Annotated in this window: 24 protein-coding genes and 1 pseudogene; 9 read left to right on the top strand and 16 right to left on the bottom strand. The window is 65.4% G+C overall.

Going from position 1 to position 24,081, the window contains the following annotated elements:
- Positions 1–56: 56 nt before the first annotated feature.
- The 5 genes and pseudogenes from AADZ78_RS03700 to AADZ78_RS03680 form a co-directional block, all read right to left on the bottom strand.
- Positions 57–1,310, bottom strand: coding sequence for a sensor histidine kinase (locus tag AADZ78_RS03700; protein WP_139828461.1), 1,254 nt, complete (start codon positions 1,308–1,310; stop codon positions 57–59).
- Positions 1,311–1,445: 135 nt separating this feature from the next.
- Positions 1,446–2,201, bottom strand: coding sequence for a phosphoglyceromutase (locus tag AADZ78_RS03695; protein ID WP_085248333.1), 756 nt, complete (start codon positions 2,199–2,201; stop codon positions 1,446–1,448).
- Between the two features lie 162 nt (positions 2,202–2,363).
- Positions 2,364–2,901: pseudogene (locus tag AADZ78_RS03690) on the bottom strand (YbjN domain-containing protein); the annotation flags it as partial.
- Positions 2,898–4,238, bottom strand: a complete 1,341-nt coding sequence (gene mshA, locus AADZ78_RS03685; protein WP_204080342.1) for a D-inositol-3-phosphate glycosyltransferase — start codon at positions 4,236–4,238, stop codon at positions 2,898–2,900. The pseudogene AADZ78_RS03690 and the gene mshA, both read right to left, overlap by 4 nt.
- A 38-nt stretch (positions 4,239–4,276) precedes the next feature.
- The gene (locus tag AADZ78_RS03680; RefSeq protein ID WP_085248329.1) at positions 4,277–5,581 is read right to left on the bottom strand and encodes an ROK family protein; all 1,305 of its coding nucleotides are present in this window, start codon (positions 5,579–5,581) and stop codon (positions 4,277–4,279) included.
- Positions 5,582–5,763: 182 nt separating this feature from the next.
- Here AADZ78_RS03680 and AADZ78_RS03675 point away from each other — a divergent pair, with 182 nt between their 5' ends.
- Positions 5,764–6,522 carry an SDR family NAD(P)-dependent oxidoreductase gene (locus AADZ78_RS03675; RefSeq protein ID WP_085248327.1) on the top strand — a complete coding sequence of 253 codons (759 nt, stop codon included), beginning with the start codon at positions 5,764–5,766 and terminating at the stop codon, positions 6,520–6,522.
- On the opposite strand, the gene AADZ78_RS03670 is transcribed toward AADZ78_RS03675, so the two are convergent.
- Both AADZ78_RS03670 and AADZ78_RS03665 read right to left on the bottom strand, forming a co-directional pair.
- Positions 6,500–7,852 carry a L,D-transpeptidase gene (locus AADZ78_RS03670; protein WP_204080344.1) on the bottom strand — a complete coding sequence of 451 codons (1,353 nt, stop codon included), beginning with the start codon at positions 7,850–7,852 and terminating at the stop codon, positions 6,500–6,502. The two genes, AADZ78_RS03675 and AADZ78_RS03670, sit on opposite strands and share 23 nt — an antisense overlap.
- A 40-nt stretch (positions 7,853–7,892) precedes the next feature.
- On the bottom strand, positions 7,893–8,999 hold the full coding sequence (locus AADZ78_RS03665) for a UDP-N-acetylmuramate dehydrogenase (RefSeq protein ID WP_085248323.1): 1,107 nt from the start codon (positions 8,997–8,999) through the stop codon (positions 7,893–7,895).
- Positions 9,000–9,004: 5 nt separating this feature from the next.
- On the opposite strand from AADZ78_RS03665, the gene AADZ78_RS03660 reads away from it, so the two are divergent.
- From AADZ78_RS03660 to AADZ78_RS03650, 3 genes are read left to right on the top strand one after another with little or no spacing between them, the layout of a single operon-like run.
- A complete protein-coding gene (locus AADZ78_RS03660) occupies positions 9,005–9,529 on the top strand; it encodes a DUF2505 domain-containing protein (RefSeq protein WP_085248322.1) in 525 nt (174 codons plus the stop codon).
- Between the two features lie 21 nt (positions 9,530–9,550).
- A complete protein-coding gene (locus AADZ78_RS03655; protein WP_085248320.1) occupies positions 9,551–10,381 on the top strand; it encodes a carbon-nitrogen hydrolase family protein in 831 nt (276 codons plus the stop codon).
- The gene (locus AADZ78_RS03650; RefSeq protein WP_085248318.1) at positions 10,378–11,424 is read left to right on the top strand and encodes a DUF2993 domain-containing protein; all 1,047 of its coding nucleotides are present in this window, start codon (positions 10,378–10,380) and stop codon (positions 11,422–11,424) included. Before AADZ78_RS03655 ends, AADZ78_RS03650 begins: the two co-directional genes overlap by 4 nt.
- Before the next feature lie 8 nt (positions 11,425–11,432).
- Here the strand turns inward: AADZ78_RS03650 and deoC are convergent, their stop codons facing one another.
- The 6 genes from deoC to AADZ78_RS03620 all read right to left on the bottom strand — a co-directional run bounded on the left by deoC (position 11,433) and on the right by AADZ78_RS03620 (position 15,763).
- Positions 11,433–12,125: a deoxyribose-phosphate aldolase gene (gene deoC, locus AADZ78_RS03645; RefSeq protein ID WP_085248316.1), complete on the bottom strand. Its 693-nt coding sequence runs from the start codon at positions 12,123–12,125 to the stop codon at positions 11,433–11,435.
- On the bottom strand, positions 12,125–12,559 hold the full coding sequence (locus AADZ78_RS03640) for a DUF2599 domain-containing protein (RefSeq protein ID WP_085248314.1): 435 nt from the start codon (positions 12,557–12,559) through the stop codon (positions 12,125–12,127). The genes deoC and AADZ78_RS03640 overlap by 1 nt, the downstream gene beginning before the upstream one ends.
- A 3-nt stretch (positions 12,560–12,562) precedes the next feature.
- The gene (locus tag AADZ78_RS03635; protein ID WP_085248312.1) at positions 12,563–12,850 is read right to left on the bottom strand and encodes a DUF2516 family protein; all 288 of its coding nucleotides are present in this window, start codon (positions 12,848–12,850) and stop codon (positions 12,563–12,565) included.
- Between the two features lie 85 nt (positions 12,851–12,935).
- Positions 12,936–13,532 (bottom strand): heparin-binding hemagglutinin HbhA, encoded by a 597-nt coding sequence (hbhA, locus tag AADZ78_RS03630; protein ID WP_085248391.1) that lies wholly within the window; start codon positions 13,530–13,532, stop codon positions 12,936–12,938.
- Positions 13,533–13,874: 342 nt separating this feature from the next.
- Positions 13,875–14,327, bottom strand: coding sequence for a helix-turn-helix domain-containing protein (locus tag AADZ78_RS03625; protein ID WP_085248310.1), 453 nt, complete (start codon positions 14,325–14,327; stop codon positions 13,875–13,877).
- 89 nt (positions 14,328–14,416) lie between these two features.
- Positions 14,417–15,763, bottom strand: a complete 1,347-nt coding sequence (locus tag AADZ78_RS03620; protein ID WP_085248308.1) for a DUF445 domain-containing protein — start codon at positions 15,761–15,763, stop codon at positions 14,417–14,419.
- Between the two features lie 138 nt (positions 15,764–15,901).
- On the opposite strand from AADZ78_RS03620, the gene AADZ78_RS03615 reads away from it, so the two are divergent.
- The 3 genes from AADZ78_RS03615 to pcaA all read left to right on the top strand — a co-directional run bounded on the left by AADZ78_RS03615 (position 15,902) and on the right by pcaA (position 18,644).
- Positions 15,902–16,615 (top strand): TetR/AcrR family transcriptional regulator, encoded by a 714-nt coding sequence (locus tag AADZ78_RS03615; RefSeq protein ID WP_085248306.1) that lies wholly within the window; start codon positions 15,902–15,904, stop codon positions 16,613–16,615.
- 9 nt (positions 16,616–16,624) lie between these two features.
- Entirely contained in the window at positions 16,625–17,635 is a 1,011-nt protein-coding gene (locus tag AADZ78_RS03610) for a prenyltransferase (RefSeq protein WP_085248304.1), read from the top strand.
- Between the two features lie 145 nt (positions 17,636–17,780).
- Positions 17,781–18,644 carry a cyclopropane mycolic acid synthase PcaA gene (pcaA, locus tag AADZ78_RS03605; protein WP_085248303.1) on the top strand — a complete coding sequence of 288 codons (864 nt, stop codon included), beginning with the start codon at positions 17,781–17,783 and terminating at the stop codon, positions 18,642–18,644.
- A 6-nt stretch (positions 18,645–18,650) separates the two neighbouring features.
- On the opposite strand, the gene AADZ78_RS03600 is transcribed toward pcaA, so the two are convergent.
- From AADZ78_RS03600 to AADZ78_RS03590, 3 genes are all read right to left on the bottom strand, one after another.
- Positions 18,651–19,511, bottom strand: coding sequence for a 3-hydroxybutyryl-CoA dehydrogenase (locus AADZ78_RS03600; protein WP_139828459.1), 861 nt, complete (start codon positions 19,509–19,511; stop codon positions 18,651–18,653).
- An 85-nt stretch (positions 19,512–19,596) separates the two neighbouring features.
- Positions 19,597–20,883 carry an isocitrate lyase gene (aceA, locus tag AADZ78_RS03595; protein ID WP_085248387.1) on the bottom strand — a complete coding sequence of 429 codons (1,287 nt, stop codon included), beginning with the start codon at positions 20,881–20,883 and terminating at the stop codon, positions 19,597–19,599.
- A 263-nt stretch (positions 20,884–21,146) separates the two neighbouring features.
- Complete coding sequence (locus AADZ78_RS03590; protein WP_085248301.1) at positions 21,147–21,941, bottom strand: acyl-[acyl-carrier-protein] thioesterase; 795 nt, start codon at positions 21,939–21,941, stop codon at positions 21,147–21,149.
- Positions 21,942–22,091: 150 nt separating this feature from the next.
- Between AADZ78_RS03590 and ramB the strand changes: the two genes are divergently transcribed.
- Complete coding sequence (gene ramB, locus AADZ78_RS03585; RefSeq protein WP_085248299.1) at positions 22,092–23,507, top strand: acetate metabolism transcriptional regulator RamB; 1,416 nt, start codon at positions 22,092–22,094, stop codon at positions 23,505–23,507.
- Entirely contained in the window at positions 23,504–24,079 is a 576-nt protein-coding gene (locus AADZ78_RS03580; RefSeq protein WP_085248297.1) for a carboxymuconolactone decarboxylase family protein, read from the top strand. Before ramB ends, AADZ78_RS03580 begins: the two co-directional genes overlap by 4 nt.
- The last annotated feature ends 2 nt before the right edge of the window (positions 24,080–24,081 follow it).

The following is a 24,081-nucleotide window of genomic DNA, read 5'->3' as shown; positions in this document are numbered from 1 at the left end:
GCTCTGCATCGTCGTTAGCGCGGGTCATCAGCCCCACTCCTCCTCATTAGCGCGGGTCATCGACTTAGCTCTTCCTCTCGTTGTGACCGGTTGGGCCGCACGTCGCGCCGTTGCGATTGTTCGGGTTGTTCGTCGTCGCCCTCGGGCTCCACGTGGTCCGGCGCCGTGGCCGCGCTTGATGCCGGGATGGACAACGTGAATGTCGATCCGGTTCCCGGCTTGCTCCACACGCCGATGGTGCCGTTGTGGTTGGCGGCGACGTGTTTGACGATGGCCAGCCCCAGTCCGCTGCCGCCGGTCGCCCGCGACCGGGCCTTGTCTCCGCGGAAGAACCGCTCGAAGACCCGCTCCTGGTCTTCGAGAGCGATGCCGATGCCCCGGTCGGTGACGGCGATCTCGATGTTGTCGCCTCTCCTGCGGCGGCTGATCGACACCGGCGACCCTGGGGGCGAATATGCGATCGCATTGGACACCAGGTTGGCCAGCGCCGTCACCAGCAATGTTTGGTCGCCCAGCACCCGCAACCCGCTCGGCGCGTCGGTACGAACATCGATGCGGGCGTTGTCGGCGGCCACCTTGTGACGCGAAATCGCTTCGGACACAATGGTATCGACGTCAACATCGGTCACGTTGGACAACCGTTCGGCGCCCTGCAGTCGGGACAGCTCGATCAGCTCGGCAACCATGTCGCCCAGTCGATTGGCCTCAATGAGCACTTTTTCGGCGAACCGGCGAACGGTGTCGGAGTCATCCGCCGATGCCAGCAGCGCCTCGGCGAGCAGGGCCATCGCACCAACCGGGGTCTTGAGCTCGTGGCTGACGTTGGCCACAAAGTCACGCCGCGTCGCCTCCATGCGGGCATAGTCAGAGTGGTCATTGGCGAAGACCACCGCGAATCGGCGGTCCTCCTCACTAAGCAATCGGGCTTGCCCATGCACCGCCAGCCCGGATCGCCCAGAGGGACGCTTGCCTGGTGGCAGATCGAACTCAACCTCGTCGCCGCTCAGCGCCTGCTTTGCGGCCTGCCAAGCCTGGTCGTCGAGCTGACGGTCGCGCACCAGGCCTAACTCCCTGGCGCGATCGTTGAGATAAACGACGTCGCGATGGCTATCCACAACCGCCACGCCCACCGGCATCAGCGCGACGATTCGTTGCAGCATCTGTGCGACGGTGATTCCCGTCGACTCGGTGGCCACTCGTTGCCGGCGTTGAACAATCCGCGACGACAGCCTGGTTCCAGCCGCGACGCCTACGGCCAGTGCCGCCGCGGACAGGACCGCGGCCAGCAACAGTGCCGAGAACACAGTCACAAGCAAAATCCTACAAATCGGGTGAACGCCGCCCTAGCTGAGCGAGGCCAAATTCGGACAAGTCACATACTTCGCTACAGGTATTCGACTGCTGTTCACGTGATGTTTAGCCAACCGCTCTATCGGCGCCACGAATCACGCTTTGCCGGCTCCCTGACTGGCCACCGCGGCGGCACCGGCGGCCGCTGCCTCAGGGTCGAGATAGCTGCCCCCACCTACCACCGGCCGCAACTGAGCATCCAGGTCATAACGCAATGGAATGCCGGTGGGGATGTTCAGCCCGACGATCTCGTCGTCCGACATCTGATCCAGGTGCTTGACGAGCGCACGCAACGAATTTCCGTGGGCGACGATGAGCACCGTCTTGCCGGCCCGCAGGTCACCAACGATGACGTCGGTGAAGTACGGCAGAAACCGGGATACCACGTCGGCCAGGCATTCGGTCAGCGGGCCGCCGCCGATGTCGGCGTAGCGGGGGTCGGCATCCTGGCTGAACTTGCTGCCCTTCTCGATCGGCGGCGGCGGGGTGTCGTAGCTGCGGCGCCACGCCATGAACTGCTCGTCGCCGTAGCGGGCCTTGGTCTCCGCCTTGTCCAGACCCTGCAGCGCGCCGTAGTGGCGCTCGTTGAGCCGCCAGCTGCGCCGCACCGGAACCCACAGCCGGTCGGCGCGGTCCAGCGCCAGATGCGCGGTGGTGATGGCGCGCCGCAACAGCGACGTGTAGAGCACATCGGGCAGCAAGTCGTGTTCGGCCAACAGCTCGCCGCTGCGCACCGCCTCCGCCTGGCCCTTCTCGGTCAGGCCTACGTCGACCCAGCCGGTGAACAGGTTGAGGGCATTCCAGTCGCTTTCGCCGTGGCGCAGCAGAACCAGCGTGGCAGTGTCACCCATGCCGGCAAGTCTCTCACGCAGGCTCGTCGTCTTCGGTGTCGATTGCTCGACTCCTTCTCATCGCGCTTCGCGCTCTGCATCGTCGTCTTCGGTGTCGATTGCTCGACTCCTTCTCATCGCGCTTCGCGCTCTGCATCGTCGTCTTCGGTGTCGATTGCTCGACTCCTTCTCATCGCGCTTCGCGCTCTGCATCGTCGTCTTCGGTGTCGATCAGGTGCGCGAAGGCCTCCAGGTTCTTCAGCGACTCCCCACGGGATATCCGCCACTCCCATTCCTTTTGGATCGACGAGCGAAAACCCAACTCCAGCAACGTATTAAAGTCCGAATCCACCGCTTCGAGCACCTGCCCGAGCACCCGGTCGATCTCGTCGGCGTCGACCGAGGCCAGTGACATCCGGCCCACCAGATAGATGTCGCCGACGTTGTCCAGCGTGTAGGCCACTCCGTAGAGCCGTCGGTTGCGCTTGAGCAGGAACCGATAGACACCCTCGTGGTTCTCGTCGGGCTTGCGACATACGAACGCCTCAACGCGCACCGAATGCTCGCCGATGCTCAAGATGGTGTTGGTCTTCAGTTTGCGCTCTCCGGGCAACTCCACGATCAGCCCCGACGGCCCTCCATGGGCGCCCGGGTGTTTGGCGTACTGCAGCCGGCTGGCCTGCAGCGCAGCCTCGATCACCCGCTGCACAGTGGAACTCATGCGCCTACCCCACGTCGCGGGGTCCAACGCCGCGGCTTGCGCGCTGCCGCCAGATCCGAAATCACCTCACCGCCTGCTGCCCGGCGCTCGGCATTGAAGTCGCCGATCGCGCGGCGGTAGCTGCTCAGCAGCGCATCGGTGGTGTGCTCCCAGGAGAAGTTGGCCGCGTGCTTGGCCGCTGCGTGGCTCATTGCCCATCCCTGTGGGCCCGCGCCGAGCCGCAGCAGATGATCGATCGCATCCGCCCACCGATCGACGTCATGCCCCGACACCAAGGTGCCGGTGATCCCGTCGCGCACCGCCACCGGCAGTCCCCCCACCGCGGCCGCCACCACCGGCGTGCCACACGCCTGCGCTTCGACGGCGACCAGGCCAAACGACTCCGAATAGCTCGGCACCGCAACCAGATCGGCGGCCTGGAACAGTGTCGTCAGATCGGCGCGCGACTGCGGCGGCAGGAACGCCACCCGCGTCGTGATGCCGAGTTCGTCGGCGAGCCCAACCAGTCCGTCCGGCGAGGACAGACCGCTGCCCGACGGTCCGCCAGCCACGATGATGCGCACGCCCGGCAATTTCGCCGCGGCGCGTAGCACAATGTCGGGCGCCTTCAGGGGCTGGATCCGTCCAACGAAGGCGACCACCTGTTCGTCCAACCCGAGCCCCAACGCCTCCCGGGCCGCCCGCCGATTGCCCGGACGGAACACGTCCAGGTCAACGCCGGGATGGACCACGTCGATGCGCGTCGGATCGGCGTGATGGATCGAAATCAATTGTTGTGCTTCATCTTCGGTGTTGACGATGAGCCGATCCGCCTCGTCGACAACCTGCTGTTCGCCGACGGTACGCAGTGGCGGCTCGGGGGTGTCGCCGTGGGCCAACGCCGCGTTCTTCACGGCGGCGAGCGTGTGCGCGGTATGTACCAACGGCACCGCCCAGCGATCACGGGCCAGCCAGCCGACCTGACCGGACAGCCAGTAGTGCGAGTGCACGATGTCGTAGTAGCCGGGTTCGTGGGCGGCTTCGGCACGCAGCACCCCGGCGGCGAACGCACACAGCTGGGTCGGTAGGTCGTATTTGTCCAGACCCTCAAATGGCCCCGCAACCACATTGCGCACCAGCACGCCGGGCGCGACCTGCACGAGCGGCGGATCCGCGGACGCCGTGGCCCGGGTGAAGATCTCCACATCAATGCCCCGGCGGGCCAGGTGCAGCGCGCTCTGCAACACGTAGACGTTCATGCCGCCGGCGTCACCGATGCCCGGCTGGGCGAGCGGCGACGTGTGCACCGCCAGCAGCGCCACCCGGCGCGGGTCCGTCACAATCGGGTCGGGGCGCACACTCCCATGTTTACAGGACACTGCACGAGAGCCGGTCGCTACTCGGCAACAGCCTCGGTATCCGGTAGCCGAGTCTCGAGGGCCCCCGAGCGCCGCATCGCACCCAACGGATCGGCATACAACCCGCCCAGCGACACCACGCCCGCCCCGGCTTCCTGCACCCGGTTGCCGAAAGCGGTGACGCGAATATCGCGCGGCGGCAGCACCGAGCGCGCGGCGAAAGCCGCCTCCACCTGCTCCATGCCCTCCGGATACTCGGTGAACGCCTGGCCACCGACCACCAGCTCGTCGGGGTTGAGCAGGTCGCGCAGCAACGCGACGGCCTCGCCAAGCACCCGGGCCCGCTCCGCCAGCAGATCCTTGGCCTGCCGGTTGCCGGCACGAGCCACCCGCAGCAGGTCGGTGATGGCGGTAGCCGACCCGCCGGTGCGGGTGGCTGGGCCGACGCCCGGCATGATCCGGAGTCGACGGGCAGCGGCCAACACCGCTTCGTCGCTGACGGTGGATTCCAGCTGCCCGGTCCCGCCGAGCAGCTCCGAGTGGGCCGGCAGGGCCGCGATGGTGCCTGGGCCGCTGGCCGGGCAGTGCACCCGTCCACCGATCACCAGCGCATAGCCCACGGTTTCGCGGGCGTAGACGTACAGGCTGGTCGGCGAGGTGGGCGAGAAACGCCGCATGCCGAGCAGCAGTTCAGCTCCTGCCATCGCGTCGACGTGGGACGCCACCGACACCGGCAGACCCAGCACATCGGCCAGCACGGGTCCGACCGGCGCTTGTCGCCAGCCCAGTCGCGGATGATCGACATGACCGGTAGCGCTGTCGACAACACCACCGATCGACACACCAACCCACAGCGGCCGGCGCCGATGCCAGCGCCTCAGGTACCGGCAGGCACTATCGGCCAGCGCGGCCAGCGCGGTGCCGGCCGGATTGAGCGGCGTCGGCGTTTCGACGGTGTCGAGGGTGCGACCGAACAGGTCGGTGGCCACGATGCTCGTGGTCCGCGCACCGATGTGAATACCGAGCGTCACAAACGGTTCGTGGTTGACCTCCACGGGCACCCGCGGCCGCCCGATGGCTCCGGAAATCGCCAAATCGGCGCGCTCCCGTAGCAGGCCGGCCTCCAGTAGCGCGATCACTTGACGGTTAACCGTAGCGATGCTCAGCGACGTGACCTTGGCGATGACGTCGCGTCCGACCGGGCCACGTAACCGCACGGCCCGAAAGACTGCCGCCGCCGCGGATTCAGCCAGGTGCAAGGACGGCGGCACAACGTGGCGATGGGGCCGCGCCTGGAGCTTGCGACGGATTGCGGATTGCGGGGTGAGGGTAGGTGAGTGCACGGGTGTCCTTAGGTCCTAGTTCACTGGCCGGTTCCTTGGCCGCACCTGACGTTGTTGGGTCAGGCGCGGCAAGTTGCGCGGCAACAACACGCACCCGCCGCGAAAAGACACGCGGTCGTGGTGTTGAACAAGGCGCTGTGGTGCACACCGAGAAATTTAGCACGGTTATTAGAGTTATTCCGATGACGACAGCCGACGCGCCCCACCGGGTTGCGGTAATCACCGGTGCCAGTTCCGGAATCGGCGAGGCAACCGCCAGAACCCTTGCCGCCCAAGGGTTTCACGTGGTTGCGGTGGCACGCCGGGCAGACCGTATCAGCGCCCTGGCCGACGAGATCGGCGGCACAGCCGCTGTGACCGACGTCACCGACGACGCGGCGGTCGAGGCCCTGGCACGCAGCTTGAGTCGGGTTGACGTGCTGGTCAACAACGCCGGTGGCGCAAAGGGGCTGGAATTCGTCGCCGACGCCGACTTGGAGCACTGGCGCTGGATGTGGGAGACCAACGTGCTCGGCACCCTGCGGGTAACCCGCGCGCTGTTGCCCAAGCTGATCGAGTCCGGTGACGGCCTGGTTGTCACCGTCACCTCGATCGCCGCGCTGGAGACCTACGACGGCGGCGCCGGCTACACCGCGGCAAAGCATGCGCAGGGGGCGTTGCACCGCACGCTGCGCGGCGAGCTGCTGGGAAAGCCGGTGCGGCTCACCGAGATCGCCCCGGGCGCGGTCGAGACCGAGTTCTCCCTGGTCCGTTTCGACGGCGACCAACAACGCGCGGACGCGGTGTATCAGGGCATGACACCGCTGGTGGCCGCCGACATCGCCGAGGTGATCGGGTTCGTAGCGTCGCGGCCTTCGCACGTCAACCTGGACCAGATCATCGTCCGGCCGCGCGACCAGGCGTCAGCGACCCGTCGGGCTAACCACCCGGACCTGAGGTAGTGGTGGGCGTGCCCGACAAGGTGGGCGCCGTCGATGGTGTGGCCGGCGCGGTGACGGGGATCTGGGTCCCCGGAGTGCGGGTGGGCCGCGGCAGCGCCGACATCGACACCCAGGTGTCCCAGTCCACGGCCCAGTCCCAGATGTCGCCGTCGGAGTAGGACAGCTGGATCGAGCTGCCCGTCACCTCGACGGGGTCTCCGTAGATGGCGGTTTGGAAGTACTCCGCGGCGTTCTCCGTCGACAGGTTGATGCAGCCGTTGGTGACGTTGCTATTGCCCTGAGCGCCGGCGCTCATCGGGTTGGCGTGGATGAACTCGCCGTTGTTGGAGATCCGCACCGCCCATCGTTCGTGCACGTTGCTGTAGCCGGCGGCCGGGTTGGACATGTAGAAGTCGGCGTACTTCTCGGTGACCACGTGGATGCCGTTGCGGGTGACATTGCGCGCCTTGTCGGCCTCGCCGTAGCTGCACGGGAAGTCCATGATGACGCCGGCGTCGGTGACGACCTGGATCCGGTGCGACGAGACCTCGGCCTTGACCACCTGCCGTCGACCGATCTGGATGCTCAACGACATGTCCTGCAGGCCGTACGCGCCGTCGCCGAACGGCAGCCCGTACAACTTGGCGTCGACGTTGACGGTGGTACCCGCCGGGTAATACTCGCGGGGACGGTAATGGACGCGCGCGCCCTTAGCCTCGTCGGGCAGCCAGGCCCAGCTGCCCTCGACAGGCGGGTTGGTGGTGACGGTGAGCGCCCGCTCGACGGCGGCCTTGTCGCTAATTGGTGAATCGAATTGGATGATGATCGGCGCCGCGATCCCCACGGTCTGACCGTCGGCCAGCTGGAAACCGCCATCGATCTTCTTCGTGGGCGTCACGGTGGTGAACTTGCCCGCCACCGGAATGGCCTTACCGTCGTGGCCGACGGCCGAACCGGCCCAGTTGTACGTCGTGTCATAGCCCAGCGGCTCGGTGATCGTGTAGACGGTCCGATCCTGGTTGTATGCGCCGGCGACGACCTTGCCCGCCGAGTTCGTCAGCGCAACCCGCTGAAACCACCCGTCGCCCACTTCGACGCTGATCGGCGCGACCGGCACCACATCCTCGGCGGCATCGTTGGGCTGGAACGTCAGGCGGGGCGACGGGGGCGCCTTTTTCTCGGACTGTTTGATGACCTTGCCGGCGCAAGCGGCCAGCACGTTGGGTGCAAGCACGCCGACCCCAAGGGCCGTCAAAGCCAGGCGCCGGCTGATCGGCCCCTGGTTTTGGGGGGTGCTGGATGTGCTCACGAGACTCAAAGATACCGGGCGAAACGCCCACTCCCCCGCCACCGAGAACCGCGCCGGGGGTACGCCAGAACGAAAATTGCAGCTACAAACTGCAGCCGACCAGGATAGGTTCGGGTCTCAGTGTGATACCAAACACATCACGAACCCCGTCGCGGACGGTGCGCGCCAGTACCATGACGTCCTCGGCGGTGGCGGTGCCCCGGTTTGTCAACGCCAGCGCGTGCTTGGTGGACAGTCGGCACGGCGCATTTTCGTCATGCGGATACCCTTTGCCGAAGCCGGCCCGCTCCACCAGCCAGCCGGCCGCCAGCTTGACTCCATTGGGTGCCGGATAGTTCGGTACCGGCCCATCCATGTCGGTGGCCAGCCGTTGGTAGACGTCCGGGCCCACCACCGGGTTGGTGAAGAACGAACCCACGCTCCAGGTGTCGTGGTCGGCCGCGTCGAGCACCATGCCCTTGCCCGCCCGCAACGCCAGCACCGCCGCCCGCACCGCTTGCGGGTCGGCGCGCTCGCCGCTGGACACGCCCAGCGCGACCGTCAACTCGCCGTAGCGCAATGGCGCGCTGCGGCCCGACGAATCCAGCGCGAACTCCACTTCCAGGACGACAGCGGGCAGCGAAAGCCCGTCAGCTTGCTTCAATACACTGGTGCGGTAACCAAAGCGCAGTCTGTCGGCAGGTATCCAGCTCACCGCACCGCTGCTGCGATCCAGCAGCCGCACCCGGGTGATGGTGTCGGACACCTCTGCGCCGTAAGCCCCCACGTTCTGCACCGGGGTGGCCCCGGCCGATCCGGGGATTCCGGACATACATTCCAACCCGCCCAGGCCGTGCTCGATGGCCCGGACCACCACGTCGTCCCAAACCGCGCCCGCCTCGGCGCGGACCAGGTTGCCGTCGACAGTGATGCCGTCGTTCAGCAACCGGACCACGGTCAGATCGCCAATATCGCCGATCACCAGATTGGAACCGCCAGCAAACACGAGCGGGCGGCGACTGCCCTCGGCACGGGCATCGGCGTCGAGCTGCCGCAACACCGCGACCACCTGATCGGTACTGGCGCACGTGATTACACGCCGTGCGACGGGCCCGACGCGCAGCGTCGTCAACGGCGCCAGGGGCACCGACTCGGCGACATGAGCACCGGCAAACAGCGAACCGACCACGGCCCGTAACGGTAGCCTCACCTGCTATGCCGCGTTCATTCGACATGTCGGCCGACTTCGAGGGCAGCGTCGAAGAAATCCACCGGGCTTTCCACGAGACGGACTACTGGACGGCCAGGCTGGCCGAAGTCCCGGCCGACGTCGCGTCCGTTGAGTTGCTGCGCATCGGTGGCGAGTCCGGAACCGACGGCACCATCGAGGTAGTCACCGTCCAGACGGTGCATAGCCATAACCTGCCCGGCCTGGTCACCCAGTTGCATCGCGGCGACCTGTGCATACGGCGGGAGGAGGCCTGGGGCCCGGTCAACGATGGGTTCACTACGTTGTCGGTTCGGGCATCGGTCGAACGAACTCCGGTGAACGTGTGGGGAACTGGCGTGCTGTCTCCCGTCGGCGAATCGGGAGGCTCCCGGCTGTCGGGGCAGCTCACCGTCCAGGCGCGGATCCCCCTTATCGGGGGCAAGGTGGAAAAGCTCATCGGCGCCCAATTGCGCGAGCTGGTGGCGCTCGAACAACGCTTCACCACGAAGTGGATCGCCAACAACGTCTGAGCGACTTCTAGGCTGGCGCACATGCGGATCGCACTGGCGCAAATCCTCAGCGGCACCGACCCTGCCGAGAATCTGCGGTTGGTGCGCGAGTACGCCGAGCGGGCCGCCGACGCGGGCGCGGCGTTGGTGGTGTTCCCGGAGGCAACCATGTGTCGGTTCGGGGTTCCGCTACTACCGATCGCCGAACCCGTCGACGGGCCCTGGGCAGACGGTGTCCGCCGGATCGCAACCGACGCGGAAATCACCGTGATCGCCGGCATGTTCGCTCCTGCCGGCGACGGACGGGTGACAAACACTCTGATCGCGGCCGGACCGGGCACACCCAATCAACCGGACGCCCACTATCACAAGATTCACCTCTACGACGCGTTCGGGTTCACCGAGTCGCGCACCGTGGCGCCGGGGCACGATCCGGTGGTGGTGTCGGTCGATGACGTCGCAGTGGGGTTGACCGTCTGCTACGACATTCGGTTTCCAGCGCTCTATACGGAGTTGGCCGATCGGGGCGCCCAGTTGATCGTCATCTGCGCGTCCTGGGGCTCGGGTCCCGGCAAGCTCGAGCAATGGAGGTTGCTGGCTCGGGCGCGGGCACTGGACTCGATGAGCTACGTCGCCGCAGTCGGCCAAGCGGACCCCGGTGCGGCGTTGTCCACTGCCGGGGCACCAACCGGAGTCGGCGGCAGCCTGTTGGCCTCGCCGCTCGGCGAGGTGGTCGCGTCGGCCGGAGCCCACCCACAACTGGTGGTCGGCGAGATCGACGTCGACAGCGTCACTGCGGCCCGTGACAAGATCGCCGTGCTGCGCAACCGCTCAAGCTTTGCTCAGCTTGATAGGGCAGAATCGCGGGGGTGACGAATCCACAAGGACCACCGAGCGATCCGTCGGCGTGGGCGCGTCCGGGCAGTCAAGGCCCTCTCGGTCGACCTCCGGCGCCGGGCACTCCCACCGGCGGAAGGCTGCATCAGGGCGCGCCCGAAGCTAGCCGTGGCCAGGAAGCTGCGACCGCGGCTAGCCAGGTGCCGCAAGAAACCCAGCCCTTGACCGCAGCCAATGCCGACGCTCAGCGACCCGGAAACCCAGCCGCAGCCAGCCGATCCGCGAACCGAACGACACCGCTCGCCGCACCGACGCAAGAACCGGAACCCGGAAAAACCAAACGACGCCGGCGTCGCGACCCACTGTCGGTCGTTCTGGTTCTCATCATCGTGTTCTCGCTTGTTCTCGCCGGGCTGATCGGCGCCGAGCTCTACGTTCGCAACCAAGCCAACAGCAAGGTCGCCGCAGCGGTGGCATGCGAGGTCAAGGACCAAGCCACCGCGTCGTTCGGGGTGGCGCCGCTGGTGCTGTGGCAGGTTGCCACGCGCCACTACACCAACATCTCGGTGGAGACGGCGGGTAACCAGATCCGCGACGCCAAAGGCATGAAGCTGCGACTGACCATCCAAAACGTTCAGCTCAAAGACGCCGCCGACTCCAAGGGCACGCTCGGCGCGCTGGACGCCACCATCACTTGGTCATCCGACGGCATCAAGCAGTCGGTGCAAAACGCGATTCCAATTCTGGGCGAGTTCGTCACCAACAGCGTGACCACTCACCCCAGCGACGGCACGATCGAGTTGAAGGGCATGCTCAACGACATCGTCGCCAAGCCGGTGGTCTCCGGCAAGGGCATCGAGCTGCAGATCGTCACTTTCAACACGTTGGGCTTCTCGTTGCCGAAGGAGTCAGTGCAGTCGACGCTCAACGAGTTCACGGGCAACCTGACCAAGAACTATCCGATGGGGATCCACGCCGACAGCGTGCAGGTCACCTCGACCGGCGTGGTGAGCCACTTCTCCACCCGTAACGCCACCATCCCCAGCGGCGGCCAGAACCCCTGCTTCGCCAACCTCTAAAGACGCGGTCAGGCCGGCCCGAGTCCGTCGAGGACAACTCGAGTGCCGGACAGGCCCAGCCTGGTGGCGCCAGCGTCCAGCATCGCGATCGCATCGGCGGCCGTGCGGATGCCACCGCTGGCCTTGACCCCCAGCCGCCCACCAACCGTCTCGGTCATCAACGCGACGGCACGCAGCGTTGCCCCGCCGGCGGGATGAAACCCGGTCGAGGTCTTCACGAAGTCCGCGCCGGCGTCCTCGGCGGCGCGACACACGTCGGTCAGCGTCTGCGCGTTTGCCTGGGCAAGCAGCACCGCCGACTCCACGATCACCTTGAGCACGGCGCCGGCCGCAGCCGCCCGCACCGCCTCAATGTCGGAGCGCACGGCATCGAAGGCTCCGGCCAGCGCGGCACCCACGTCGATGACCATGTCGATCTCAGCCGCACCGGACGCCACCGCCTCGGCCGCCTCTAGAGCCTTGACGGCGGACAGATGCTTGCCCGACGGGAACCCCGCGACCGCCGCGACCCGTACCTTGCCGCTTGGGTGGCCGGCTTGGACCGCGGCCGGCACCATCGACGGCGACACGCACACCGCATAGACCCCCAGCTCGACGGCCTCGCCAACCAGGGCAGCCACGTCGGCGTGGGTTGCCTCGGGTTTGAGCAGGGTGTGGTCGACCAATGCCGCCAGCTGCTCGCGCGTAGGTGGACTGGGCACTAAAACGGTTCTTCTGGGCTACCTGGGTTGCAGCTGGACGCGAACATCTCGGCGTCGTCAACGACCGGCCGCCACGGCTCGAGGTTCCAGCTGGTCTTGCCGGGTTCTGCGATTTCGGCGAGCCGCCAATGGCAGACGAACTGTGCGCGCATGCCGGCGGTGTCGGCGTTCGGTGAGCGGGCGAGCACCTCGGCCCAGGCCTCGTCGACGGCCGCAGTTATTGCGGGCCGTCGTGAGGCCACGCGCCCCGATGGCGTCGGAAAGACCCGCAGGCTGGTCAGATTCTGACCACCCCACTGCGTCCATTCGGTGTGGTCGATAAACGGCGGAGACGGTGTCGAACTCGACACGCCGGCATCGGGATCGCCGACGGCGGGTGCCGCCGCTAGGAGCGCGACAACCACGGCCGCCGGCGCGGCCACCACCGCTTTCATCCGTTAGCGCGACTTACCTTGAATTTCAAGAAGCTTAGGCCGCACATCGACCAGATACACGCCGGCCGCGCAGGCGGCAATAACCATCCCGAGCACGCCGAAAACGAAGCCCAGGATGGAGGTCAGCGCGACCGCTACGCCAAGGATCACCAACCACACCGGCTTGGTCAGCTTGTCGGCGGCGGTATAGGCGTCGGGCCGCTGCAGCGCCGCGTGCACAAACGCGTACACGGCCGTCACCAAGACGGCGATCTGCAAGACCAACATGACGGTACCCACGAGGTGGTTCACGCATTAAGACTATGCGGGTTTCGTCCAACACGTCGACTCCGAGTCGCCCTGAGGGCGACTCGGAGTCGATTAGTGCAGGTCCGAACTACTTCTGGGTGACCTTCTTGGCCGCTGCCTTCTTCGCGGGAGCCTTCTTGGCCGGGGCCGCCTTCTTTGCCGGTGCAGCCTTCTTGGCCGGGGCCTTCTTGGCTTGGGCCTTCTTGGGCAGCTCGATGCCGACCAGCTTGGCGGCACGCTCACCCACGGCGCGGGTTTGCGAGGCGACCGTCCCCAGGGCCTCCTGGGTCAGCTCGACAGCCTGGTCCACATAGCCCTCGGCGCGCGCCGACGCGTCCTCGAAGCCCGGCTGGCTGCGCAGCCGCTCCAGAGCGGCCTCGCCGCGCTCGACCAGCTCGTTGTACCGGGTGGTGGCGGCCTCAAGGTAACCCTCCGCGGCCTTGCGCAGCTCGTCGGCGGTGAAGCGCTCGCGCAACTCGGTGATCTGCTCGGGCAGGTCCTCACGCAGCGTGGTCAGGCGAGCACGGCTCTCCTCAACGCGGGTACGGGTGTCCGAGCGGGTCTCCTCGGCGCGCTCACGCAGGTTGGCGATCAGGTCGTTGACGGTGGCCAGGGCCAAATCGGCGGCGCCCAGCGCAGCAAGCAACGGAGCCTTCAGGTCCTCTATGTTCGAATTTTCGGCCATGGTGTTTCCTTTCATTGTTTCTTCGTTATCGGCGTTATTCGATCTGTGGTCTGGAAGTAGGGGCAAGCGTCGGCTCCTGCGAACAGGACTCGTCAAGACCCGCGGATTGACAGTGCACGCGACTTGCGGGAAACCTCCTGGTTCGTCGGGTCGGGTTGCTGGTTCGAGCTCGTGGTGGGTTGTGTCTCTGGGCGCCGCCGAGCGAAGTCCTTACACTGCCGGCCCGACTTCCCTTCCTCTTGGATAACCCGACAGCCGGTGATCTAGACGCAATCGCGGTGACTCATGCGACATGTAAAGCCCCGCAACCGATTGCGCCACTGCAGTCGGCAAACGGCCTATTCAATCGTTCGATGCCGGATCGCTCGGACACTCCTCGCGGTTCGCTTCGTTCCGTTGGGTCTCGTTCTGTTGGGTTTCGTTTTGTTGGGTTTCGTTTTGTTGGCTAAATGACGCATAAATGTCCAGCAGAACCTGCTTCTGACGCTCGGTGATCGCCGTATCGGTGATGATCGCGTCGCGCACCTGACTGGACTCGCTGGGCTCGAGAATCCCGGCCCGCACATAGAGGACCTCGGCGGAAACTCGCAGCGCCTTGGCGATCTGGGCTAGGACGTCGGCGGACGGCTTGCGCAGTCCCCGCTCGACCTGGCTTAGGTACGGGTTGCTGACCCCGGACCGCTCGGCGAGTTGGCGCATCGAAACCTGGGCCGTCTCGCGCTGCGACCTGATGAAGCTGCCGATGTCGGAGGCTTTGTGGGACACCTTGGCGCCCAGCTTCTCCTCCGGTGGCATTTGGAGCACTCCTTGCGTCAGCGTGGTCGGTTACGGACACCAGGTTACGTACAGGTGCTTGCTTTTGCAAGCGCTTTGTTAGCACCCTTTCAGAACAACAGCTGCGCGACGGCGTAGATCACCAGACCTGCCAGCGCCCCTACCACGGTCCCGTTGATCCGAATGAACTGCAAGTCACGACCGACGTGCAGTTCGATGCGCCGACTGGCTTCCTGGGCGTCCCAACGCTCGATCGTCTCGGTGATGATCGCGGTGATCTCCACCCCATATTGCGAGACCAGCTGCTGCGCGGCGCGCACCATCCAGTTCTCCACCTTGTCCCGTAGTTCGGCATCATCGCGCAGCGATTCCCCGATTCGGATCACCGCGTCGGCAATCCGGGTGCGCAGCGCGCTGGACGGATCGTCGACGCCCTCGAGCACCAACCGTTTGAGCGTCTTCCACGCCGTCGCGGCGGCGTTGGCGATCTCGTCGCGCGCCATCAGTTGCTCTTTGATCGCGTCGGCGCGCGCAATCGTCGCCGGGTCGTGCTGCAGGTCGTCGGCGAATTCGAACAGGAACCGGGTCGCCGAACGGCGCAATTCGTGGTTGGGGTTGCGGCGCACCTTGTCGGTGAAGTCCATCAATTCGCGGTGGATGCGGTCGCCGACCAGGTGGTCGATGAATCGCGGCGACCATGTCGGCGAATCGCGCTCGACCACACGTTGGATGACCACGCCCGCGTTCAGCGACCACTGAAACGCCCGGTCGGCCAGCAGCTGGATCAGAGCCTCCTGCCTGTTCTCGGCCAGCAGCGTCTGCAGCAGCCGGCCCGCCGGCGGACCCCATTGCGGTTCGGCGACGCGGCGCACGATCATCCGGTCGATCACGTGCTGGACGTCCTCATCGCGCAGTAGCTCGACCAGCACCCGCAACACCGTGGCCGTCTCGCTCGCCACTCGCTGGGCATGCACGGGTTCGGACAACCACTTGCCCAGGCGGCTCGGCACCTGCGCATTACGCAGCTTGGTCTCCACAACCTCCGCGGATAGGAAGTTCTCTCGCACAAAGCTGCCCAAGCCCTCGCCGAGCTGGTCTTTCTTGCGTTTGATGATGGCGGTGTGCGGGATCGGGATGCCCAGCGGATGCTTGAACAGAGCTGTGACGGCGAACCAGTCCGCCAGGGCGCCCACCATGCCGGCCTCCGCGGCGGCGCCGAGGTAGCCGACCCACAGTGGCGCGGCGCCGTGCGCCTGCGCCCAACGGCAGGCGAGGAACACCACCGTGGCGCCGACCAGGAAGCTCAGGGCGACCACTTTCATCCGGCGCAGCGCAGTCCGCCGCTGCGCGTCGGCCTCCGGATCGGCCCCGGCGAATGACTCCGCGAAGGACACGCGTGTCCTCGGGGGCGGTGGGCCCGGCGATCCGCCGGCGGGGAAGGCTCTATGTGCCACCACACCATCATCCGCTATCGGAATGCTCAGTTAATGTGACTCCACCTGTTGCCGGAGCACTTCTGCACACACCGCCGCTACGCCAAAAGCGCCGCCACACGCCGTAGTATCAAGTCGTCTAGTGAATGGGAATCGGCGAGAGTGGCGGAGCGTATCCCGGCCGTGACAGTGAAGACGGATGGGCGCAAACGGCGCTGGCATCAGCACAAAGTCGAGCGGCGCAATGAGTTAGTGGATGGCACGATCGTGGCCATTCGCCGGCACGGCCGCTTCCTGAGCATGGACGAGATAGCCGCTGAGATCGGGGTCTCCAAGACGGTGCTCTACCGGTATTTCGTCGACAAGAACGACCTGACGACCGCTGTGATGATGCGCTTCACCCAGACCACGCTGATTCCCAATATGGCCGCGGCGCTGATGTCCGACCTGGACGGTTTCGACCTGGCCCGCGAAATAATCCGGGTGTATGTCGACACTGTGGCGGACGAACCCGAGCCGTATCGGTTCGTGATGGCCAACAGTTCGGCCAGCAAAAGCAAGGTGATCGCGGACTCCGAGCGGATCATCGCCCGCATGCTCGCGGTAATGATGCGCCGGCGCATGCAGCAGGCCGGGATGGACACCGGAGGGGCCGAGCCGTGGGCCTACCTGATTGTCGGCGGAGTGCAGCTGGCGACCCACTCGTGGATGTCGGACCCGCGGATGAGCCGCGACGAGCTGATCGACTACCTGACCATGCTCAGTTGGAATGCACTGTGCGGGATCGTCGAGGTCGGCGGATCGCTGGAGAAGTTCCGGGAGCAACCGCATCCCTCGCCGATCGTGCCGCCGCGGGATCTTGCCGGACCGGTCTAGGCTGGTGGGATGCCTGAGCTGAGCGTGGGCTCACGGCTGAAGTCGTGGTCATACGCACTGGGCACCACCAACCCGCCACCCGACGGGCCGATCGATGCGGTGACGCGCTGGCTCGTCGTAACCCGCGCGGCCGTGCTGCCGATGACCTTGGTCTCCGGCCTGGTCGCGGCGCTACTGGCGATAGGTCAGCCTGGGTTCGACTGGCGCTGGCTGGTCCTGGCGGTCGTCGGGATCACGCTGGCGCACATCTCCAACAACCTGATGAACGACCTGTACGACACCGAGGTCGGTTCCGACAGCGCCAGCTACCCCCGCGCTCGCTACGCCCCGCACCCGGTGTTGTCCGGCTTGATCAGCCGTCGCACGCTGGGCCTGGCGATACTCGTGGTGAACCTCGCCGATTTGGCGATCCTCGTCGTGCTGACTTGGGCTCGCGGCTGGCCCGTGGCGGCGTTTGCGCTCAGCGGATTCGCTTTGAGCGTTGCTTACACCGCACCACCGTTGCGACTTAAGAAACGCGGTCTGGGCGAACCCGACGTATTCGTCGTGTGGGGCCCGCTGATGGTATGCGGCACGTACTACTCCGCGGTGGGCGAGGTTGGCTGGACGGTGGTGCTCGCCTCGCTTCCCTACGGGCTGTTGTGCACGACGGTGCTAATGGGCAAGCACATCGACAAGATCCCCTACGACCAACCACTCGGCATCCGCACGTTGCCGGTGCTGTTGGGCGCTGCGCGGGCCCGCATTGTGACGTTGGCCATGATGCTCGGCTTCTATGTACTGGTCGTTGTTGCCGTCGCGATGGGGGCGATGGCGTGGCCCGCGCTGCTAGTCGGCCTGGCGCTGCCCCGGCTGGCCAAAGTGTGGCCGTACTTCCGTCGAGAGCCGCCTGACCAGCCACCACCGAAGTTTCCGGTGTGGCCGCTGTGGTATGCCGCACTGGCGTGGCTGCACGTGCGCCGGGCCGGTGCGCTGCTGGTTGCGGGTCTCACGATCGGCATTGTGCTGCGCATGTGGTGAATTTTGGCCACCCGATATTGCCGCGCGGAATGCGGCTAGAACTATTTCCAGCAGATAGCATGCTTGAGATGCATCGGGGGCAGAACAGGGTGCGTCATTGCCAAGCGCTGTGCTCGCCTCCGGAAACAGAAAGGCTCGAAGCGTAATGTCCGTGCAGCTCACGCCGCATTTTGAGAACGTGCAAGCCCATTATGATCTCTCCGACGATTTCTTCCGGTTGTTTCTCGACCCCAGCCAGACCTACAGCTGCGCCTACTTCGAGCGCGACGACATGACACTGGAAGAGGCGCAAGTCGCTAAGGTCGACCTGTCGCTGGGAAAGCTGAAGCTCGAGCCCGGGATGACGCTACTGGACATCGGCTGCGGCTGGGGCGCCACCATGCGACGCGCCCTCGAGAAATATGACGTCAACGTCGTGGGCCTGACGCTGTCGGAAAATCAGGCCGCCCATGTCCAGAAGATGTTCGACGAGATGGACACCCCCCGGAGCCGGCGGGTCCTGCTGGAGGGCTGGGAGAAGTTCCACGAGCCCGTCGACCGTATCGTCTCCATCGGTGCCTTTGAGCACTTCGGACGCCAGCGCTACCCGCGCTTCTTCAGGATGGCCTACAACGTCTTGCCGAGCGACGGCATCATGCTGCTGCACACCATCGCCCGTCCCACGTTTAAAGAGGCCCGGGCGAAGGGCCTGCCGCTGACCCACGAAATCGTTCACTTCACCCAGTTCATCTTGGCGGAGATCTTCCCGGGTGGCTGGCTACCGACCATCCCGTCGGTCGAAGAGCATGCCGGGGCGGCGGGCTTCAAGGTGACTCGGATCCAGTCCTTGCAACTGCACTACGCGCGAACCCTGGACCTGTGGGCGGCGGCGCTCGAATCCAAGCGGGACCAGGCGATTGCGATCCAGTCGGAGAAGGTTTACGACCGGTATATGAAGTACCTGACGGGCTGCGCGAAACTATTCCGCGAGGGTTACACCGACATTGATCAGTTCACAATGGAAAAGTAACTGGATTCAGTACGTGTAGAAGCCCTGCCCGGACTTCTTGCCCAATAGACCGGCCTCGACCATCCGCAGCAATAGCGGTGGCGGCCCATAGTGTGGTTCCTTGAATTCTTCGTACAACTTGTCCGCGATCAATTTGAGGGTGTCCAGACCGACTAGATCGGAAAGCCGCAACGGGCCCATCGGATGCGATAACCCGGCGACAACGGCCTTGTCGACGTCTTCGACGGTGGCGAACCCGGCCTCAACCATCCGGATCGCCGACAGCAGATAGGGCACCAGCAGCGCGTTGACCACAAAGCCGGACCGATCCGAACAACGGACCACCTGTTTGCCTAGCACCGTGCTGGCAAACTCCTCGGTGCGAGCGGCGGCGGCTTCATCGGTCACCAGCGTGCTGACCAGTTCGACCAGCGGCAGCACCGGGACCGGGTTGAAGAAGTGCAGACCCAGCACCCGCCGCGGATTCTTGGTGGCCGCCGCGATCTTCATGATCGGGATGCTGGAGGTGTTCGACGCCAGCACTGCGTCGGGATCGGTGACGACCTGATCGAGCTTTGCGAAGATTTCGGCCTTGACGGCCTCGTCCTCGATGACGGCCTCGATGACCAGCTGCCGGTCGGCCAGGTCGTCGAGGTCGGTGGTGAAGGTCAGTTGGCCCAGGGCGCGGTCGCGCTCACGCTCGGTGACCTTGCCGGCGCTCACGCCACGCTCCAGCGACTTCACGATTCGGTTGCGCCCGGCGGTGATCAGCGCCTCGGTGGTCTCGAACACGGTCACGTCGACGCCGGCGCGCACGGACACCTCGGCGATACCGGATCCCATCTGTCCGGCCCCAATAACCCCTACTCGCTGGATCGCCACCCTCACCGCTCCTCTCAACTGCGCGAGCAGACGCAAAAACACCACTTTTGCGCCGCAAAAGGGTGTTTTTGCGTCTGCTCGGCAGACTAACTCAGTGGAATTGGCCCTCTTCGGTGGAGCCGGTCAGCGCGGTGGTCGACGAAGTCGGGTCCACTGTGGTGGCGATGCGGTCGAAGTAACCGGCACCCACCTCGCGCTGATGCTTGGTCGCGGTGTAGCCGCGCTCCTCGGCGTCGAACTCGCGCTCCTGCAGCTCGACGTACGCGGTCATCTGGTTGCGGGCGTAACCGTAGGCCAGATCGAACATCGAGTAGTTCAGCGCGTGGAAGCCGGCCAGGGTGATGAACTGGAACTTGAAGCCCATCGCCCCGAGCTCCTTCTGGAACTTGGCGATCGTGGCGTCGTCAAGGTGCTTCTTCCAGTTGAACGACGGCGAGCAGTTGTAGGCCAGCATCTGGTCCGGGAACTCGGCCTTGACGCCCTCGGCGAACTTGGCGGCCAGGTCGAGGTCCGGGGTGCCCGTCTCCATCCAGATCAGGTCGGAGTACGGCGCGTAGGCCTTGGCGCGGGCGATGCACGGTTCCAGGCCGTTGCGGACCCGGTAGAACCCTTCCTTGGTCCGCTCGCCGGTGATGAACGGCTGGTCGCGCTCGTCGACGTCGGAGGTGATCAACGTGGCCGCCTCGGCATCGGTGCGCGCGATCACGACGGTCGGGACGTCGGCGACGTCGGCCGCCAGACGAGCCGAGGTCAGCGTGCGAATGTGCTGCTGGGTCGGGATGAGCACCTTGCCACCGAGGTGACCACACTTCTTCTCCGACGCGAGCTGGTCTTCCCAGTGCGACCCGGCAACGCCCGCGGCGATCATGGCCTTTTGCAGCTCGTAGACATTCAGCGCACCGCCGAAGCCGGCCTCGCCGTCGGCGACGATCGGCGCCAGCCAGTTCTCGACGGACGTGTCGCCCTCGACCTTGGCGATCTCGTCGGCGCGCAGCAGCGCGTTGTTGATGCGACGGACGACCTGGGGCACCGAGTTGGCAGGGTACAGGCTCTGGTCGGGGTAGGTGTGGCCGGAAAGGTTGGCGTCGCCGGCGACCTGCCAGCCCGACAGGTAGATGGCCTTCAGGCCGGCACGCACCTGCTGGACGGCCATGTTGCCGGTCAGCGCGCCCAGCGCGTTGACGAACTCCAGGTCATGCAGCTGGCTCCACAGGACCTCGGCACCGCGGCGGGCCAGGGTGTGCTCCTCGACCACGCTGCCCTGCAGCGCGACCACCTCGGCGGGCGTATAGGTACGGGTGATGCCCTTCCAGCGCGGGTTGGTGTCCCAGTCCTTCTGGATCTGCTCGGCGCTCTTAGGCGTGCCAACGACAGACATCGAATGCTCCTTAACATGCTTGCTGAATCGCTGATGCCGCACCAACCAGCGGTGCTAGAGGCTCAACTTCACTGGTGTGCTGCCACGACCATGGCACAGCCCGTCTATGCAGGTCCACCCATTTCCGTTGCCAATTTGAGCAACGACTTTCCATGATTTTGCTAACTTTGCAAAGGCACGGTTAACTGAACCGTTTCAGTAGCTACCCACCGGTAATCGAATACTCGCAGGTCACCACGGATTTGGCCGGGCCGTAGCTGCGGCTAAAGGGAGAACAGCGATGCGACGGCTTTCGTCTCGTCGCCGACCGCATATGTGAGCGTTGTAACAGTCTTGTCGGCCAGGCCGGGACCGAATTGATCGGTGGAGCCAGCCGGATGGATGTGCGAGATGATTTCCAGCTTGTCGCCAAGCGCAACCGGAGCCTCGTGCTCGATGGTCACCCGCAACGGTCCGGCTAGCAGCTCGGGGTGAGAAGCCAGATAGTCCTCGATCACACCCCAATACACCGAGTTGTTCATGTGGTCGAACAGGTCGATGTCGGTGACCCGGACCGGGAACTCGTGAATCTCCGTCGCGTCATCGCGGCAGCCGGCTTTCAAATAGCCCTTCCACCGCAGCCGATCAACCGAAGTGGTCTTGTGTAGACCCGCCAGGAAGTCGTCGGCGATGCGGGCCGGCATCTCGGTCTCCCGGTTGACGTGGATCCAGAAGGCCTCGGATTCGATCAGGCCCCCCTTGCGTCCATCGACGCGGACCCGCATCTCGCACCACCGATTGGAGGTGCCCGAGCACCAGCGTCGGCACCGCAACATGTCCTGAAACTCGATCGGCCGGATCAGGTCGACCATGGTGCGCCGGACGATCCACAGCGGATGGGTCTCCTCGAAGCCCATCTCGCGCAGCTGGTCCTGGCCGATGTCCTGGATGTGCCGGCAGGCGGCATCCAAGCGCAGCCGGCCCGTGCGATCGATGTCCCCTACGCGCAGCGGCCATTCGCGGTCGAATACGTCGGGGTGACCGTCCGGTACCGGCATTAACTCTTTGTCCAGGCTCACGGCTTAGTTCCCCGTTTCCTCCTCGTCCGCGCCCTAGGTTGACCCAGGCTTTCCGTGCGAATCATGCCAATGACGTCCTCGAAATACCAATCGCCGGGCCGTGCCAACTCTGCAAATCGTGCCTTCACAGCCGCGCGTACGCTCGGTTGAGTGTCCAAGACGTTCGTTGGCTCCCGGGTTCGCCAGTTGCGCAACGAGCGCGGGTTCAGCCAGGCCGCACTGGCGCAGATGCTGGAGATCTCACCGAGCTATCTCAATCAGATCGAGCATGACGTCCGTCCGCTGACGGTGGCGGTGCTGTTGCGGATCACCGAGGTGTTCGGGGTGGACGCGACATTTTTCGCCTCTCAGGACGACACCCGGCTGGTCGCCGAGCTCCGCGAGGTAACCATGGACCGCGATCTGGATATCGACATCGACCCAACCCAGGTGGCCGAATTGGTTGGGGCTCATCCAGCCTTCGCGCGGGCGGTGGTCAATCTGCACCGGCGGTACCGAATCACCACAGCACAGCTGGCCGCCGCCACCGAGGAGCGGTATTCCGACGGCAGCGGCAGCGGGTCGATCACCATGCCCCATGAAGAAGTGCGCGACTATTTCTATCAACGGCAGAATTACCTGCACGAGCTGGACACCGCCGCCGAAGACCTGACGATTCAGATGCGGATGCATCACGGCGACCTGGCCCGCGAGTTGACCCGGCGGCTCACCGAGGTACACGGAGTCCGCATCACCAGAAGGATCGACCTCGGCGACACGGTGTTACACCGCTTCGACCCCAACACCAAGACGCTGGAAATCAGCAATCACCTGTCCTTGGGTCAGCAGGTATTCAAGATGGCCGCCGAATTGGCGTATCTCGAGTTCGGCGACCTGATCGACGGCATGGTCGAGGAGGGCAAGTTCACCAGCCAGGAGTCGCACACCCTGGCCCGGCTCGGGCTGGCCAATTACTTCGCCGCGGCCACCGTGCTGCCCTACGGGCAGTTTCACGACGTCGCCGAGAATTTTCGCTACGACGTCGAGCGTCTGTCGGCGTTCTATTCGGTGAGCTACGAGACGATCGCGCACCGGCTCTCGACTCTGCAGCGGCCCTCGATGCGGGGCGTGCCGTTCTCGTTCGTACGGGTCGACCGCGCCGGAAACATGTCAAAACGCCAGTCGGCCACCGGGTTTCACTTCTCCTCCAGCGGCGGCACCTGCCCGTTGTGGAATGTCTATGAGACGTTCGCCAACCCCGGCAAGATCCTGGTGCAGATCGCCCAGATGCCCGACGGCCGCAACTACATGTGGGTGGCCCGCACCGTCGAGCGCCGCGCTGCCCGGTATGGTCAGCCCGGTAAAACCTTCGCGATCGGGCTCGGCTGCGAACTACGGCACGCGCACCGGCTCGTCCACTCGGAAGGACTCGACTTGTCGGGGGATATCGCGACACCGATCGGCGCCGGTTGCCGCGTCTGCGAGCGCGACAACTGCCCGCAACGGGCATTCCCCGCGCTCGGGCGCGCACTCGATCTCGACGAACATCGCAGCACGGTGTCCCCCTACCTGGTGAAGCAGCCGTGACCGCCCCGCACGGCGGCCAGCTCGCGCGCATCCCGTCGGGCAGGTTCCGCCAGCTGGGTCCCGTCAACTGGGTGCTGGCCAAGCTGGGCGCGCGCACGGTGCGGGCGCCGGAGATGCACCTGTTCACCACGCTGGGCCACCGCCAATCCCTGTTCTGGGCCTGGCTGCTCTATGGCGGCCGGGTGTTGCGGGGACGGCTGCCCCGCATCGATACCGAGTTGGTGATTTTGCGCGTCGCGCATTTGCGCTCTTGCGAATACGAGTTGCAGCACCATCGCCGCATGGCACGCGGGGCAGGACTGGATCCACAGACGCAAGCCACCATTTTCGCCTGGCCTCACTCTCCGGAAACCGACGGTCCCCGCAGGGTTTTGAGCGCCCGACAGCAGGCGCTGTTAAAGGCGACGGACGAATTGATCAAGGACCGGTCGATCACCGCGGACACCTGGCAACAGTTGGCGGCGCACCTCAACCGCCCGCGGTTGATCGAATTCTGCATGCTGGCAACTCATTACGACGGGCTGGCCGCCACGATCACGGCACTCGAAATCCCGCTGGACAACCCGCGCTGACT

This window comes from Mycobacterium riyadhense (assembly GCF_963853645.1).
GTDB lineage: Bacteria > Actinomycetota > Actinomycetes > Mycobacteriales > Mycobacteriaceae > Mycobacterium > Mycobacterium riyadhense.
This window is presented reverse-complemented; position numbering and strand designations above follow the sequence as displayed.

Excerpts from the sequence above, each read along its gene's own strand:
- AADZ78_RS03675 (WP_085248327.1), top strand. The coding sequence starts at position 5,764 with ATGACGACAGCCGACGCGCCCCACCGGGTTGCGGTAATCACCGGTGCC.
- pcaA (WP_085248303.1), top strand. The coding sequence starts at position 17,781 with ATGTCCGTGCAGCTCACGCCGCATTTTGAGAACGTGCAAGCCCATTAT.
- AADZ78_RS03660 (WP_085248322.1), top strand. The coding sequence starts at position 9,005 with ATGCCGCGTTCATTCGACATGTCGGCCGACTTCGAGGGCAGCGTCGAA.
- AADZ78_RS03610 (WP_085248304.1), top strand. The coding sequence starts at position 16,625 with ATGCCTGAGCTGAGCGTGGGCTCACGGCTGAAGTCGTGGTCATACGCA.
- AADZ78_RS03640 (WP_085248314.1), bottom strand. The coding sequence starts at position 12,559 with ATGAAAGCGGTGGTGGCCGCGCCGGCGGCCGTGGTTGTCGCGCTCCTA.
- AADZ78_RS03695 (WP_085248333.1), bottom strand. The coding sequence starts at position 2,201 with ATGGGTGACACTGCCACGCTGGTTCTGCTGCGCCACGGCGAAAGCGAC.
- AADZ78_RS03625 (WP_085248310.1), bottom strand. The coding sequence starts at position 14,327 with ATGCCACCGGAGGAGAAGCTGGGCGCCAAGGTGTCCCACAAAGCCTCC.
- AADZ78_RS03655 (WP_085248320.1), top strand. The coding sequence starts at position 9,551 with ATGCGGATCGCACTGGCGCAAATCCTCAGCGGCACCGACCCTGCCGAG.
- hbhA (WP_085248391.1), bottom strand. The coding sequence starts at position 13,532 with ATGGCCGAAAATTCGAACATAGAGGACCTGAAGGCTCCGTTGCTTGCT.
- aceA (WP_085248387.1), bottom strand. The coding sequence starts at position 20,883 with ATGTCTGTCGTTGGCACGCCTAAGAGCGCCGAGCAGATCCAGAAGGAC.